Source organism: Tenacibaculum piscium, from assembly GCF_021390715.1.
GTDB classification, from domain to species: domain Bacteria; phylum Bacteroidota; class Bacteroidia; order Flavobacteriales; family Flavobacteriaceae; genus Polaribacter; species Polaribacter piscius.
Genome location: NZ_JAJGWT010000006.1, coordinates 29,716 through 45,521, shown reverse-complemented (window position 1 = coordinate 45,521; position 15,806 = coordinate 29,716). Strand labels below are relative to the sequence as shown.

Below are 15,806 nucleotides of genomic sequence, written 5' to 3'. Positions count from 1 at the left end.
CTCTTAATTTTTTCAGAGGACACTAAACACAAGCAAAATGAACGAAGAAATTGATTTTATTTTAGATGCTGCCAAAGAGGCAATGAATAATGCAATCGCACATTTAGAAAAAGAATTACGTACTATTAGAGCTGGTAAAGCATCACCTGCAATGCTTGCAAATGTACAAGTTGATTATTATGGCGCAGCAACTCCTTTAGGGCAAATTGCCAACGTAAGCACTCCTGATGCTAGAACAATTACCATTCAGCCTTGGGAAAAAAATATGCTTCAAGAAGTTGAAAAAGCAATTATGAACGCTAATTTAGGATTCAATCCAATGAATAATGGCGATGTTATTATTATAAACGTTCCTGCTTTAACAGAAGAACGTCGTAAAGAATTAGCAAAACAATGTAAAGCTGAAGCTGAACACGCTAAAGTTGGCGTACGTAATGCACGTAAAGATGCTAATAACGATATCAAAAAAGCCGATGTTTCTGATGATGTTAAAAAAATATCCGAAGAAAGTGTACAGAAATTAACCGATACTTTCAGTAAAATTATTGATGAAAAAGTAGTCGTGAAAGAAAAAGAAATTATGACTGTTTAAGAATTAATTGAAAATATTTTAAACGTATTTTCAAACATATTTTGATTCTTTATCCGCTGAAAAAACAGCAAAAAAAGATAAAGAACCTAGATAAACAACGAATAAAAAATAAATAAAAAGAGTGTTTTTTAAAGACACTCTTTTTTTGGTTTAATAATTTCATTTAACATAACTTTGCAAAAAATATTTGAATGACTTTTTGGACTAAAATCGCAGGATTTATATTAAGAAACCGATATCTAGTTTTAATCGCTATTGCGATTGTTACGGGGCTTTTAGTCACCCAAATGAAGTATATGCGCTTCTCCTATACCGAAGCAAATTTACTTCCAGAAGATCACGAAGCAAACATACAATACAATAAATTTTTAGAAATTTTTGGCGAAGAAGGAAACTTAGTGATCTTAGGAATTAAGGATTCTACTATTTTTACGCCTGTAAAATTCAATGCTTGGAATAAACTTGTTAAAGATTTAAACAAAGCAACACAAGTCGATTTTACAGTTTCAATTGCAGATGTAAAACAATTAAAAGCAGACCGAAAAAACAAGAAATTTGTACTTGAACCATTGTTTGAAACAGCTCCAACAACCAATGAAGAGGTTCTCAGGATTAAAAAACAATTGTTTGAAAAACTGCCTTTTTACGACAACCTATTATACAACGATAAAGGAACCTTACAAACAGCACTTTATATTGATAAAAAAATTGTAAACACGCCTGCTCGTAGAGATTTTATTGCAGATATATTAATTCCTACCGTTGAAAAATTTGAAAATGACCATCAAATAGATGTACGAATGTCTGGAATGCCATACATACGAACGATCAATTCTCAAAATATTATTGACGAAATGAGTCTTTTTGTATTAGGCGCATTAGGAATTACAGCCGTTATTTTCTTTTTCTTTTTTCGTTCGTTTAGAGCTACTTTTATTACGCTACTCGTTGTAGGAATTGGTGTTATTTGGGCATTTGGTTTTATCGGATTATTTGGCTATGAAATCACCGTTTTATCAGCGTTAATTCCACCATTAATTATCGTGATTGGTGTGCCAAATGCCGTGTTTCTTATCAATAAATATCAGCAAGAAATAAAAAAACACCGAAATCAAGCAAAATCTTTGCAACGTGTTATTTCAAAGGTTGGAAATGCAACCTTAATGACCAATATTACCACTGCATCAGGATTTGCAACCTTTATTTTTGTGAAAAGTAATTTATTAAGAGAATTTGGAATTTTAGCATCTATAAATATTATTAGCATCTTTATTTTAGCGCTATTGATAATTCCTATTATTTACAGTTTTATGCCACTTCCAAAGGAAAAACATTTAAATCATTTGGAAAATAAATGGATGAACAATGTAGTTTCGTGGATGGAACGCATGGTAAAAGAACGCAGAAATACTATTTATATTACCACTGTTTCGGTAATTATATTAAGTATGATTGGCGTATATCAAATCCGTGTTTCGGGAAGTTTAATTGAAGATATGCCCAAAGAAGCGCAGTTTTATAAGGATATTAAATTCTTTGAAACAGAATTTGGCGGTATCATGCCTTTGGAAATTTTGATTGATACCAAAAAAGAAAAAGGTGTCATGAAACTTTCTACCTTAAAAAAGATGGAAAAATTAAATGAAACCATCGAATCTTTTCCAGAATTATCCAAACCAATTTCGGTTACCAATTTGGTTAAATACTCAAAACAAGCTTTTTATAAAGGAAATCCTAAATATTATCAATTACCAACGAGTCAAGAAAAAGCACACATTTTTGCCTACACTAAAAATTCCGATGGTAATTCGAATATGCTTAAAAACTTTGTAGATAGTACTGGAAGATATGCCAGAATTACGACATTTATGAAAGATGTAGGTACCGATAAAATGGACATTATTCAAGATCGATTAAATGCCGTTATCAAAAAACAATTTCCTGAAGATAAATTTACCGTTTCGATGACAGGAAAAGCGTTAGTTTTCTTAAAAGGAACAAATTATCTGATTAAAAATTTAGCAATTTCATTATCATTAGCTATTCTATTAATTGCGATATTTATGGCATGGATGTTCCGTTCGTATAAAATGATTTTCATTTCATTAATTCCAAACATGCTTCCTTTGTTGATAACAGCTGGATTAATGGGCTTTTTTAATATCCCAATAAAACCTTCTACTATTTTAGTTTTTAGTATCGCTTTTGGTATTTCTGTCGATGATACCATTCACTTTTTAGCAAAATATCGTCAAGAATTATTAGCAAATAATTGGAAAATCAAACCTGCCGTTTATGCCGCACTTCAGGAAACTGGCGTGAGTATGTTTTACACTTCTATTGTTTTATTCTTTGGATTTTTGGTATTTACGATTTCCAGTTTTGGAGGAACGATTGCTTTAGGAGGCTTGGTTTCAGTAACGTTATTATTAGCGATGGTATCGAATTTAATATTATTACCATCACTCCTACTTTCGTTTGAAAAGAAAATTGCGAATAAAAAAGTATTGAAAGAAACTAATTTTAAAATTTTACCGCCAAAGGAAGAAGAATAAATTCGATATAACGAGAAACTGATTTTTATTTTATTTTAAATAGCAAAATTGCTAAATTCTTTGTAAAAAAGTATCTTTGCTATTCAATTTTTAAAAGATGAAAAGAAGTAGCGTTAAAGAATTATTACATTCTGATAAATTTTTACAAGAAGTACACGTAAAAGGATGGGTTAGAACCTTTAGAAGCAATCGTTTTATTGCTTTAAATGATGGATCTACCATTAATAATATTCAATGTGTTGTAGATTTTGAAAATACAGAGGAAGAACTTTTAAAAAGAATCACAACAAGTGCTGCCGTAAGCATTACGGGAACCTTAACAGAGAGTCAAGGAAAAGGACAGTCGGTAGAAATTACAGTTACAAAACTAGAAATTTTAGGCGATTCAAATCCTGATGAATACCCAATTCAGCCAAAAAAACACAGCTTAGAGTTTTTAAGAGAAAACGCACATTTACGTATCAGAACAAATACATTTAGTGCGGTAATGAGAGTTCGTTCGGCATTATCTTTTGGTGTACATAAATACTTTCAAGAAAATGGTTTCAACTACGTAAACACGCCTATTATTACAGGTTCTGACGCTGAAGGTGCTGGAGAAATGTTCCACGTATCTAATTTTGATACCAATAAAGCACCGTTAAACGAAGCAGGAGAAATTGATTATACACAAGATTTCTTCGGAAAAGAAACAAATTTAACCGTTTCTGGACAGTTAGAGGCTGAAACCTACGCGATGGCATTAGGAAAAGTATATACTTTTGGCCCTACTTTTAGAGCTGAGAACTCAAATACAACACGTCATTTAGCCGAATTTTGGATGATTGAACCTGAAGTTGCATTTAATGATTTAGATGCCAATATGGATTTATCTGAAGATTTTATCAAATCAGTTTTAGGATATGTTTTAGAAAACTGTAAAGATGATTTAGCCTTTTTAGATAATCGTTTAACGCAAGAAGAAAAAACAAAACCACAAGCTGAACGTAGCGAAATGGGCTTACTTGAAAAATTAAACTTTGTAGCGAACAACAACTTTAAACGTGTTTCTTACACCGAAGCTTTTGATATTTTACGCAATTCGAAGCCTAATAAAAAGAAGAAATTTCAATTTCCTATTACAGAATGGGGTGTTGATTTACAATCGGAACATGAGCGTTATTTAGTAGAAAAACACTTTAAATGTCCTGTAATTTTATTCGATTATCCTGCAAAAATTAAAGCATTTTACATGCGTTTAAATGACGATGGTAAAACAGTTCGTGCTATGGATGTTTTATTTCCAGGGATTGGAGAAATGGTTGGAGGATCACAAAGAGAAGAACGTTTAGATGTTTTAAAAGCTAAAATGGCCGATTTAAACATTGACGAAGAAGAATTATGGTGGTATTTAGATACTCGTAAATTCGGAACAGCAGTACATTCAGGATTTGGTTTAGGCTTTGAACGTTTGGTTTTATTCACCACAGGAATGAGCAATATTCGTGACGTAATTCCTTTCCCAAGAACACCACAAAATGCAGAATTTTAATATATATCTTTTTTAAAGATACGAATCGTCATTCCTCATAGAATGACGATTTTTTTTTGTGCTTAATTTCATATATTTGTAAGTATGCTAAAACAAGGTTTACATTATAAGTTACTTCAAAAGTTATCGCCTCAACAAATTCAGTTGATGAAGTTAATTCAATTGCCTACACAAGCATTTGAAGAGCGTTTAAAGCAAGAAATTGAAGAAAATCCAGCACTAGATACGGGTAAAGAAGAGCCTGAAAACTTTGAAGACACCCTAACAGATGCCGAAGATTACGATGATGGAAATGAAAAAATAGATACGGATGACATCAATATTGATGAGTATTTAAGTGATGATGAATATCCTAGTTATAAAACACAAGCGAACAATTATTCGGCAGATGATGAAGAAAAACAAATTCCCTATGCTTCAGGAACTAGCTTTCATCAATCATTAAATAATCAATTAACAACCTATCCTATTAACGAAGAAGAACGTGCTATTGCAGAGTTTCTAGTAGGAAGCCTTGATGATAGTGGTTATATCCGTAGAGAAATTATTGATTTAGTAGATGATTTAGCATTTACACAAAATATTTTTACATCAGAAGAAAATGTAATCGCTATTTTAAAAAATGTAATTCAAAAACTAGACCCTATCGGAATTGGTGCTCGTAACTTAAAAGAATGTTTAATTATTCAATTAAAAGCGAAATCAGCAAAAGAAACAAGAACATTAGCCATTGCTATTCTTGAAGATGCTTTTGATCATTTTGTAAAAAAACACTATAAAAAATTACTCGAAAAGTTTACAATCAGTGAAGAAAAACTAAAAGAAGTAATTGAAGAAATTGCACGATTAAACCCAAAACCAGGTAGCTCCTACGCTGGAAATAATAAATTTGCAGAACAAATAGTACCCGATTTTTCCATACAAATTATTGATGGAACGCTCGACCTTACCTTAAATTCTAGAAACGCACCAGAATTACACGTTTCTCGTGAATATAATAACATGCTTAAAGGCTATAGCGATGCTACAAAGAAAAGCAAAACGCAAAAAGATGCCGTCATGTTTATCAAGCAAAAATTAGATGCCGCAAAATGGTTTATCGACGCGATAAAACAACGACAACAAACCTTGCTAATTACGATGAATGCTATTATGAAGCGTCAGGAAGCATATTTTTTAACAGGTGATGAACGTAAGCTAAAACCAATGATTTTAAAAGATATTGCCGAGGAAATTAACATGGATATTTCTACCGTTTCTAGAGTTGCCAACAGTAAATATGTCGCAACGCCTTACGGAACGAAATTAATAAAATTGTTTTTCTCTGAATCAATGAAAAATGATCAAGGAGAAGATGTTTCCACTCGTGAAATTAAAAAAATTCTAGAAACCGTTATTCAAGAAGAAGACAAACGAAAACCTCTTACAGATCAGAAATTATCAATTCTTTTAAAAGAAAAAGGCTATTTAATTGCCCGTAGAACCGTTGCTAAATATCGAGAACAATTAGATATTCCCGTAGCTAGATTACGTAAAGAAATATAATGCGTTGGGCTAAATTTATATCAACAATTTTGCATCCTATTGTGATACCAACAATAGGAATGTTGCTATATTTTATCTTAACACCGATTAATTTAAGCCGTTATCAACAATATATGATGCTCGGCGTTGTATTTGTTGCTACCTATATTATTCCTATACTATTATTGCTTTTTTTAAAAGCAATTGGCTATATAAAATCGTATGAAGTACATAGTATTGAAGAACGTAAAATACCCGTTTTCTTTATGATGTCGTTACTTTTTTTACTAGGAAAATTTTTCTTAGAAATCACAAGTATTAAAGATTTAAGCTATCTTTTTTTTGGCGTTGTATTTGGCTTAGGATTTATTTATATTCTTTTTGTAACAAAAATAAAAGCAAGTTTACACCTACTTTCAATGGGCGCAATTATTGGGTATTTCATGCTTTTTCAGCAAATCCATAACATATACACACTTCCAATAAGTATGGTATTTATATTGCTCTCAGGAGTTTTAGCAAGTGCTAGACTCCGGTTAAAAGCACATACTGTTAAAGAAGTATATCTTGGTTTTTTTATTGGAATAGCCAGTCCTTTTTTTGCTTATTATATTTTATAATAAATAAAAACTCAAACCAATACGTACAATATTAGTTTTAATTTTATGAGCATGTAAATACGTATTTTTCAAGATAGGCGTTATTCCATAATAGGCATGAAAATTAAACGTTTTATAGCCTGCTGACAGCGTTAAACCTGTTTGAAATGTATGATACTCAGCTAAATTTGATAAACTTATTTCTGAATCTGATTCCATATAACTAAAGGTGTTTTTTAAATTATAACTGAATTTAATTCCTGTATAAAGTCTCCAAAAAGCATAACTATTTTGAGTAGATGTTCGTAATCGAAACTGAATAGGAATTTCAATATTATGTGTTTTTAGTTTATTGGTACTAATATTTTTGTCAATTTTAAAACCAGTAGGATCGCCTTCAATAACTTTTAAACTATGATTAAAAGAATCAAAACCATAACCTAAACCGATACCAATCGCAATTTTACCGCTTTTTACAACAGGAATATCCCTAATATATCCAGCTGAAAACCCAAAAGAAAAACCACTTTTATGTAACTTTTTATCAAGTTTTTGAGGCTGATTTGTTAAGGCGGTAAATGAAATATTTAAATACAGTTGATCTTCCCAGTAAGAATCGCCAATTTGCAGCGAATCCTTTTGAGAAAACATACTTATTGATAAAAAAAACAGGTATAAAATGAAACTATTTTTCATAATAATAAATCTTGGAACTTGACTAATACTTGTTAAAGTTCGCTAAATGTACGTTATTTTACACAAAAAAAGGACAATCAAAATGATTGTCCTTTTTTTATTTATTTAAAAAAGTAATTACTTTTTTATATCTGCTGATTTATGCGTAGATAAACTTAATTTAAGCGCATTTACGTCTCTTAATTTCTCACGAATATCAGATAATGTACCAACACTTGACTCTTTATCCATTTTTATAGAAGTGGTCATAAAAGGTACTTCAGCTTCCGATACATTTCCTCTTTCTAAGAAAATAAAAGAAGGCACATCATCAGGTGTGGCAATCTTATCGTTTAACTGAATTCTATTATATCCCTTTCCATATTTAGCATCTTTAGCTTTACCAACATAAATAGTGCTCACTAAACTTTTACGTTCCAGTTTCTTTACTTGACTTGCACTAGGTAAACGAGGATTTTCGATTGCTAAATCACTTTCTCTCATTACCGTTGTTACCATGAAAAAGAATAATAACATAAAAACAATATCAGGAAGTGAAGAAGTATTCACTGCTGGCATCTCTTTTTTCTTATTTTTAAATTTAGACATACTTAAATTGTTTTAATACTATTGAACATTTGTTGGCTCAGTATCCGATATAATTTGAGGATAACTATTCTTAATATCTTCTACTTTTTTTCTTAATGAATCGTCTTTTCTTGCTCCTGCTGTAAAAGATTTCTCTAATTCTGTAAAGCTCATGCCGTATTTTTCTTGACATAATCTATTACGTAATTCAGCATAGGCTTTTAACAATTCATTTTGAACAGCTACATACATTCCAAACTCAGTACCTCTATCACTTTCAACAGAGATAATGGCTTTATTTGGATGATCTGAAGAAGCTGGATCTTTAGCTCCTTTACAATAATTACAAGATGTACCTGCTTCTTTCCCAGGCATTGGGTTACCAACACCTCCACCGTTATCTATAAATTTAACAGCCGCATCTTTTAAGTCTTTTAACTCCATACCTTGATCCTCTACGAACAATTGGTTATTTCTGTTAATACTTACTTGAAAAATGTTTTTTTCTTTTACAATAGGTGGTACAACATCAGATTTTTCAGCTAACTTTTTAGGGATACCTGAATCTACATCCATTGTTGTTGTTACAAGGAAAAAGATAAGTAGCAAGAATGCAATATCTGCCATAGAACCTGCATTAATTTCTGGGTTTTCTCTTCTTGCCATATTTACTTATGATTTAACGATTCCTTTTAATAAATCTACTACAAAAAATGCTCCTGCAATTGCACCTAAAATCAAGGTAAAACTAATTCCTGTTCCTACCCATTTAGAAGTACTTCCTGCTGCAACTAATACTCCTGCATCAGGACCTAATACTTGACTGTCAGAAGACAGCATATATGACACTACTAAAAGTACCCCTAAAACTAAAACACCCAATAAAGTTTTCTTTAATGCGGCAGGGTTTTTAAGCATACTCAATAGTGAAATTACTACAGCTACAATTACAATTACAATTAGTAAATAATATGAATAACTTACTAAAGGAGAAACAGCGTTAGAAACCGCTTCTACGTTTTCTTTGTCTATTATTACAACGTTTACAAATAACGCAACACCGATAAGTGATATTGCCGCTACAAGTAATGTTAATATTTTATTATTCATACGATTGATTATTTTTTATACTTAGCAAGTAAGTCGATTAACGAAATTGAAGCATCTTCCATATTATTTACAATACTATCAATTTTAGAAACGATGTAATTATAAAAAATCTGTAAAATAATTGCTGCAACAAGACCAAATACAGTTGTTAAAAGTGCAATTTTAATACCACCTGCTACTACGGCTGGAGAAATATCATTTGCTACTGCGATTTTATCAAAAGCTTCAATCATACCAATTACAGTACCCATGAACCCTAACATCGGAGCTAATGCAATAAATAAAGATAACCAAGAAACATTTTTCTCTAATAATCCCATTTGTACACCACCATAACCTACTACGGCTTTTTCAGCAGCTTCTAAACCTTCGTCAGCTCTTTCTAATCCTTGGAAAAAGATAGAAGCAACAGGTCCTTTTGTATTTCTACAAACCTCTTTAGCAGCTTCAATACCACCAGAACTTAAAGCTTCATCTACACTTTCTACTAATTTCTTAGTATTGGTTGTAGCCATGTTTAAATAAATAATTCTTTCAATTGCAATTGCTAATCCTAAAATTAATGCAACTAATACGATACCCATAAACTGAGGATCTCCTTCAATAAAACGTTGTTTTAACTCTTGGTGAAAAGTTTTTTCTGCTTCTTGAGCATAAGTTGACTGAATAGCCCCTAAAAACATAAATCCTGCAACAGTTAGGAAATTTACTACTTTCTTCATTTTGTTATAATTAATTTTAAATAGTTAATGGGTTAAAAATACAAATTTTACTAGAAAAAACTTAAATTTTTACAAATAAGTGATTTTTATTTATTTGATAAAGTTTAATTTTCAGAGTGCCAAGTAACAAAAAAATGTTGGTACATTAAAAAATTTAAGGTTATTTATAAAACATTTTTGTTTCTACAACGATTTCAGGTAGTTATCGTCATAAATTTAGTTAAAAAAATGTCATTTAATTAATTTCCCCTCGTAACGATGTTTCAAAATAATGTTTAAATTCTTTTTTTGATAATTTTTCACCTAATAAATACATCATTTTAGCAACGGCAGTCTCTGTGGTAATGTCTTTTCCGTCAATAATTCCGATGCGTTTTAGGTCCGAACTGGTTTCATAATGCCCTAAAATAACACTTCCACCAGCACATTGCGTTACATTTACAATATGAATTCCTTTCGATATTGCTTTTTCAATCAAATTTATAAACCATTTTTCGGTGGGGGCATTTCCTGATCCGTAGGTTTCTAGAATAATTCCTTTCAAATTCGGAATATTTATAAAACTTTCCACAACTGACGCTGTTATTCCTGGAAATAATTTTAAAATTGCTACATTATTATCTAATTTTTTTCTAAAGATAAGTTGTTTATCTTCTTTTTCTTTAGATGTTTTAAGCAATACTGGATAATCAAAATTTAAATGCACGCCACTTATCGCTAAAGGCGGATAATTCATCGAAGCAAAAGCTTCAAATTGTTCGGCATTTATTTTGGTAGTTCTGTTAGCTCGGTATAATTTGTATTCAAAATACAGCCCAACTTCTTGCACTACGGGTTTTCCTTTTTTATAGGTGGATGCTACTTGTATCGAAGTAATTAAATTCTCTTTAGCATCTGTTCGTAAATCACCGATTGGTAATTGCGAACCTGTAAAAATCACTGGTTTTTGCAAATTCTCCAACATAAAACTAATTGCTGATGATGTATATGACATGGTATCAGAACCTGTTAATACTACAAAACCATCAAATTTATCATAATTATCGGCAATAATTTGAGCGATATCAACATAATAATTCACATTCATATTTGATGAATCAATAGGTTCTTCAAATGAAATTGTTGAAATTTCACAATGCAATTGTTGTAATTCGGGAATTTTACTAGATATTTGACTAAAATCAAATGCTTTTAAAGCGCCTGTTTTATAATCTTTAACCATACCAATAGTTCCTCCTGTATACACTATTAAAATTGTAGGTTTTTTTTTATTTTTTGACATTTTGACACTTTTATACTAAATTTAGTATATTATTTGATAAATAATTTAATTATGGAATAATTTATGTTGTAAATTTATCAAACAAAACAATACAAACTTTTAAAACAACATAATTTATGATCGGATTTTATGTACTCATAGGAATTATTTCGCTATGTAGCTGGTTAGTAAGCAATATGCTTAAACGAAAATTTAAGAAATACTCGCAAGTTCATTTAAAAAATGGCATGAGTGGGGCTGAAATAGCACAAAAAATGTTAGATGATCACGGAATTAATGACGTAAAAGTAATTTCTACGCCAGGAATGCTTACCGATCATTACAATCCGCAGAATAAAACGGTTAATTTAAGTGAAGGTGTTTATAACCAACGAAATGCCGCTTCAGCAGCCGTGGCAGCGCACGAAGTTGGACATGCTGTGCAACATGCTAGAGCATATCAATATTTACAAATGCGTTCAAAATTAGTACCGATGGTAAATATTACTTCTAAATATTCGCAATGGATGGTTATTGGTGGAATCGCCTTTGGTGCCGCTTCTGGAAATACAGGAATTGGTTTTTATATCGCTGTTGCAGGATTGGTATTTATGGCAGTTGGTACCTTATTCAGTTTTGTAACTTTGCCTGTTGAATATGATGCAAGTAACAGAGCCTTGGCTTGGTTAGAAGATAAACACATCGTAACTCGAGAGGAATTAGCAGGTTCTGAAGATGCTTTAAAATGGGCAGCAAGAACCTATTTAATTGCCGCTTTAGGTTCTTTAGCCATGTTATTATATTGGGGATCACAAATTCTAGGAAATAGAGATTAGTATCGCAGATGCTTTTAGCATTTAGTATAACTGAAAAAGCACTCCTTATATAAGGAGTGCTTTTTAGTTTTACTTTTATTTTGATAATTTTATTAATCATTCAATTTTAAAACAGCCATAAATGCTTCTTGAGGAATTTCTACATTACCAACCTGACGCATTCTTTTCTTACCTTTTTTCTGCTTTTCTAATAACTTACGTTTACGTGAAATATCTCCACCATAACATTTTGCCGTTACATCTTTACGCAACGCTTTAGTCGTTTCTCTAGCGATAATTTTCGCACCAATTGCCGCCTGAATAGGAATATCAAACTGCTGTCTTGGGATTAATTCTTTTAATTTTTCTACAATTTTTTTACCGATTGTATAGGCGTTATCTGCATGTAATAAGGCTGAAAGTGCATCTACAGGTTGTCCATTTAATAGAATATCAACACGAACTAATTTTGAAGTTCGCATTCCTATTGGCGAATAATCAAAAGAAGCATATCCTTTTGAAACTGTTTTTAAACGATCGTAAAAATCAAATACGATTTCTGCTAAAGGCATATCAAAAGTTAATTCAACTCTTTCGGTAGTTAAATAGGTTTGATTTACTATTTCCCCTCTTTTTTCAATACAAAGCGACATTACTTGTCCAACAAAGTCAGACTTTGTAATAATTGTTGCTTTAATAAAAGGTTCTTCCACTTTTTCTAATCTTGACGGATCTGGTAAATCTGTCGGATTATTTAATAATACTATTTCTGTCGGATTTTTCTTGGTATATGCGTGATAAGAAACGTTGGGAACGGTCGTAATTACAGTCATATTAAATTCACGTTCTAAACGTTCTTGGATAATTTCCATGTGTAACATTCCTAAGAACCCACATCGAAAACCAAAACCTAATGCTGCTGAACTTTCTGGTTGAAATACCAAAGAAGCATCATTTAATTGTAATTTTTCCATTGAATTACGCAATTCTTCGTAATCCTCTGTATCCACAGGATAAATACCTGCAAAAACCATTGGCTTCACATCTTCAAAACCATCAATAAGACTTTCTGTTGGATTTTCAAAATCGGTAATCGTATCCCCTACTTTTACCTCTTTTGCCACTTTAATTCCTGTAATTAAATAGCCTACATCTCCTGTTTTCACTTCTTGCTTAACAACTTGTTCTAGCTTTAAAGTACCAACTTCATCGGCTTTATATTCCGTTCCTGTTGACATAAATTGAATACGCTGATTCTTTTTAATAGAACCATCAATTACTCTAAAATAGGTTTCAATTCCTCGGTAAGAATTATACACAGAATCAAAAATTAACGCTTTTAAAGGTGCATCAGGATTTCCTGATGGTGCAGGAATTTTATTAATGATTGCTTCTAAAATTTTATCAACTCCAAAACCTGTTTTTCCACTTGCGTGAATTACATCTTCTGGTTCACAGCCTAATAAATCAACAATATCATCGGTAACTTCTTCAGGATTTGCCGATGGTAAATCAACTTTATTTAATACTGGAATAATTTCTAAGTCATTATCTAAGGCTAGATATAAATTAGAAATTGTTTGTGCCTGAATACTTTGTGCTGCATCAACAATTAACAATGCACCTTCACAAGCAGCAATCGAACGAGATACTTCATACGAAAAATCTACGTGACCAGGCGTATCAATTAAATTTAGAATATAATCTTCGCCTTCAAAAGTATAGTCCATTTGAATGGCGTGTGATTTAATGGTAATACCACGTTCACGCTCCAAATCCATGCTATCTAATAACTGTGATTTCTTTTCTCTTTCAGTAACAGCTCCTGTATAATCTAATAATCTATCGGCAAGTGTACTTTTACCGTGATCAATATGTGCAATAATGCAAAAATTTCTAATTTTCTTCATTCGTCGTATTTCTAACCTCTTATGACTGACAAAGATACTTTATTGAAAAACGTTGTACAATTAAAAATTTATGCATTAAAAAATATTAATTTTTACACAATTTTTTTTTATTTCTTCTATTGTATATTTGCAGCAATTAAATTTTAAATTTTTTATAGATGTTTAAAAAAACACTGCTATTTGCTGGATTATTATTGCTATTAACTTCTTGTTGGAAAGATAGAAGTCCTGAAGATTTAATTCGCTTGAAAGAAAAATTCAAATCACAAGTTTCTACTTTCGAAAGCAAAAAAGAAACCGCTAACAAAAAAATCACCAAAGGTTTAAATTCTTTAGGAGCCTTAAAATTAGCGTTAGAAGATGCCAAAAATGAAGACAAAGAATTTGCCCGAGTTTATGGCGATTGGGAAAAAGTTAATAGAAAAGTCAATAATCTTAATAAAGAATTTGAAGACTTAAAAACAAAGGCTTCCAATTTATTTATGGCGATGGAAACACAAAGCAATAGTTTAAGCGATGTTACTACTAAAACTACGCTTTTATCGGCTATCAATAAAGCAAAAAAGAATTATAATACAACGCTAAATAACACTTCAAAAGCAATACAAAAATTAAGACTTTTACATACTGATGCTGTTGAAATTGTAAAAGCTTTAGAAGTTGCAGCAGCACTAAATTCCTTCGATTCTATTAACGGGCAGATGAAAAGTATTGAACAAAGAGTGGACGGAATTATGCAAGAATTAAATATTGCCGTTACAGAAAGTAAAAAATTATACGAGAAAAAAATAACCGAATTAGGTAAATAAAATATAAAATTTTGATAAAAATTGGTAATATAGAACTTCCTGATTTTCCGCTATTATTAGCGCCGATGGAAGATGTGAGTGATCCACCTTTTAGAGCTTTATGCAAAGAAAATGGTGCAGATGTAGTTTATACTGAATTTATTTCTTCGGAAGGATTGATTCGTGATGCGGCAAAAAGCGTTATGAAATTAGATATTTACGAAAAAGAACGTCCTGTTGGGATTCAAATATTTGGTGCAAATTTAGAATCGATGCTACAATCCGTAGCAATTGTTGAAAAATCAAACCCTGATATTATTGATATTAATTTCGGTTGTCCTGTAAAAAAAGTAGTTTCAAAAGGCGCAGGCGCAGGTATTTTAAAAGATATCGATTTAATGGTTTCCCTAACCGAAGCCATGGTAAAACATACGAATTTACCAATTACCGTTAAAACTCGTTTAGGCTGGGATGATGCTTCTATTAAAATTGTAGAAGTTGCCGAACGCCTCCAAGATGTTGGCTGTGCAGCGATTTCTATCCACGGAAGAACCCGTGCGCAAATGTATAAAGGCGAAGCAAATTGGGCGCCAATTGCCGAGGTGAAAAATAACCCAAGAATGCACATTCCTGTGTTTGGAAATGGTGATGTGGATACTCCTGAAAAAGCAATGCGAATGCGTGATGTTTATGGTTTAGATGGCTGTATGATTGGAAGAGCTTCGATTGGTTATCCGTGGTTTTTTAATGAAATAAAGCACTTTTTTAAAACAGGTGAATATTTAGCAAAACCAACCATCGCACAGCGTGTGGAAATGGCACGAAGACATTTGCAAATGGCAATCGATTGGAAAGGGCCTATTTTAGGTGTTTTTGAAACACGAAGACATTACACCAATTATTTTAAAGGAATCCCACATTTTAAAGAATATCGAATGAAAATGGTTACTTCGGATGCTCCAGAAGATGTTTTTAAAGCTCTTGATGAAGTGGAAGCAAAATTTGGAAATATGATTATTCCTGATATTAGGTAATAAATCAAAAAGGGGCAGACACATAGGTCTGCCCCTACATTAATAATCGTAGGAGCGAATCTGTGTGTTCCCCCATTTTTACAAGCTTCCTTAATTTGTGTA

At 31.6% G+C, this 15,806-nt stretch carries 15 protein-coding genes; 8 read left to right on the top strand and 7 right to left on the bottom strand.

Translation table 11 applies throughout. From position 1 onward, the window contains the following. Positions 1–37: 37 nt before the first annotated feature. The 5 genes from frr to L0U77_RS07420 all read left to right on the top strand — a co-directional run bounded on the left by frr (position 38) and on the right by L0U77_RS07420 (position 6,822). Positions 38–592 carry a ribosome recycling factor gene (gene frr, locus L0U77_RS07440; RefSeq protein ID WP_101917749.1) on the top strand — a complete coding sequence of 185 codons (555 nt, stop codon included), beginning with the start codon at positions 38–40 and terminating at the stop codon, positions 590–592. A 191-nt stretch (positions 593–783) separates the two neighbouring features. Further along, entirely contained in the window at positions 784–3,147 is a 2,364-nt protein-coding gene (locus tag L0U77_RS07435; protein ID WP_233861076.1) for an efflux RND transporter permease subunit, read from the top strand. A 97-nt stretch (positions 3,148–3,244) separates the two neighbouring features. Next, on the top strand, positions 3,245–4,678 hold the full coding sequence (asnS, locus tag L0U77_RS07430) for an asparagine--tRNA ligase (RefSeq protein ID WP_193700082.1): 1,434 nt from the start codon (positions 3,245–3,247) through the stop codon (positions 4,676–4,678). A gap of 84 nt (positions 4,679–4,762) precedes the next feature. Then, positions 4,763–6,223 carry an RNA polymerase factor sigma-54 gene (gene rpoN, locus L0U77_RS07425; protein ID WP_101917752.1) on the top strand — a complete coding sequence of 487 codons (1,461 nt, stop codon included), beginning with the start codon at positions 4,763–4,765 and terminating at the stop codon, positions 6,221–6,223. After that, positions 6,223–6,822, top strand: coding sequence for a hypothetical protein (locus tag L0U77_RS07420; RefSeq protein ID WP_101917753.1), 600 nt, complete (start codon positions 6,223–6,225; stop codon positions 6,820–6,822). The genes rpoN and L0U77_RS07420 overlap by 1 nt, the downstream gene beginning before the upstream one ends. On the opposite strand, the gene L0U77_RS07415 is transcribed toward L0U77_RS07420, so the two are convergent. From L0U77_RS07415 to L0U77_RS07390, 6 genes are all read right to left on the bottom strand, one after another. Then, positions 6,817–7,497: a porin family protein gene (locus L0U77_RS07415; RefSeq protein WP_233897890.1), complete on the bottom strand. Its 681-nt coding sequence runs from the start codon at positions 7,495–7,497 to the stop codon at positions 6,817–6,819. The two genes, L0U77_RS07420 and L0U77_RS07415, sit on opposite strands and share 6 nt — an antisense overlap. Positions 7,498–7,614: 117 nt before the next feature. Continuing rightward, positions 7,615–8,085: an ExbD/TolR family protein gene (locus L0U77_RS07410; protein ID WP_233900962.1), complete on the bottom strand. Its 471-nt coding sequence runs from the start codon at positions 8,083–8,085 to the stop codon at positions 7,615–7,617. 18 nt (positions 8,086–8,103) lie between these two features. Next, the gene (locus tag L0U77_RS07405) at positions 8,104–8,730 is read right to left on the bottom strand and encodes an ExbD/TolR family protein (protein ID WP_233897891.1); all 627 of its coding nucleotides are present in this window, start codon (positions 8,728–8,730) and stop codon (positions 8,104–8,106) included. Positions 8,731–8,736: 6 nt separating this feature from the next. Then, the gene (locus L0U77_RS07400; RefSeq protein ID WP_101917757.1) at positions 8,737–9,174 is read right to left on the bottom strand and encodes a hypothetical protein; all 438 of its coding nucleotides are present in this window, start codon (positions 9,172–9,174) and stop codon (positions 8,737–8,739) included. A gap of 8 nt (positions 9,175–9,182) precedes the next feature. After that, on the bottom strand, positions 9,183–9,896 hold the full coding sequence (locus tag L0U77_RS07395) for a MotA/TolQ/ExbB proton channel family protein (protein ID WP_101917758.1): 714 nt from the start codon (positions 9,894–9,896) through the stop codon (positions 9,183–9,185). Between the two features lie 235 nt (positions 9,897–10,131). Next, positions 10,132–11,178, bottom strand: a complete 1,047-nt coding sequence (locus tag L0U77_RS07390) for an asparaginase (RefSeq protein ID WP_233884567.1) — start codon at positions 11,176–11,178, stop codon at positions 10,132–10,134. Positions 11,179–11,294: 116 nt separating this feature from the next. On the opposite strand from L0U77_RS07390, the gene L0U77_RS07385 reads away from it, so the two are divergent. Next, positions 11,295–11,993, top strand: a complete 699-nt coding sequence (locus tag L0U77_RS07385; protein WP_193700081.1) for a zinc metallopeptidase — start codon at positions 11,295–11,297, stop codon at positions 11,991–11,993. 92 nt (positions 11,994–12,085) lie between these two features. Here L0U77_RS07385 and lepA read toward each other — a convergent pair whose 3' ends face one another. Beyond that, positions 12,086–13,882, bottom strand: coding sequence for a translation elongation factor 4 (gene lepA / locus L0U77_RS07380; RefSeq protein WP_233884574.1), 1,797 nt, complete (start codon positions 13,880–13,882; stop codon positions 12,086–12,088). Positions 13,883–14,040: 158 nt separating this feature from the next. Here lepA and L0U77_RS07375 point away from each other — a divergent pair, with 158 nt between their 5' ends. Together L0U77_RS07375 and dusB are read left to right on the top strand one after the other, a co-directional pair. Continuing rightward, positions 14,041–14,691, top strand: a complete 651-nt coding sequence (locus L0U77_RS07375) for a hypothetical protein (RefSeq protein WP_233897892.1) — start codon at positions 14,041–14,043, stop codon at positions 14,689–14,691. An 11-nt stretch (positions 14,692–14,702) separates the two neighbouring features. Then, positions 14,703–15,704, top strand: coding sequence for a tRNA dihydrouridine synthase DusB (gene dusB / locus L0U77_RS07370; RefSeq protein ID WP_233900961.1), 1,002 nt, complete (start codon positions 14,703–14,705; stop codon positions 15,702–15,704). The last annotated feature ends 102 nt before the right edge of the window (positions 15,705–15,806 follow it).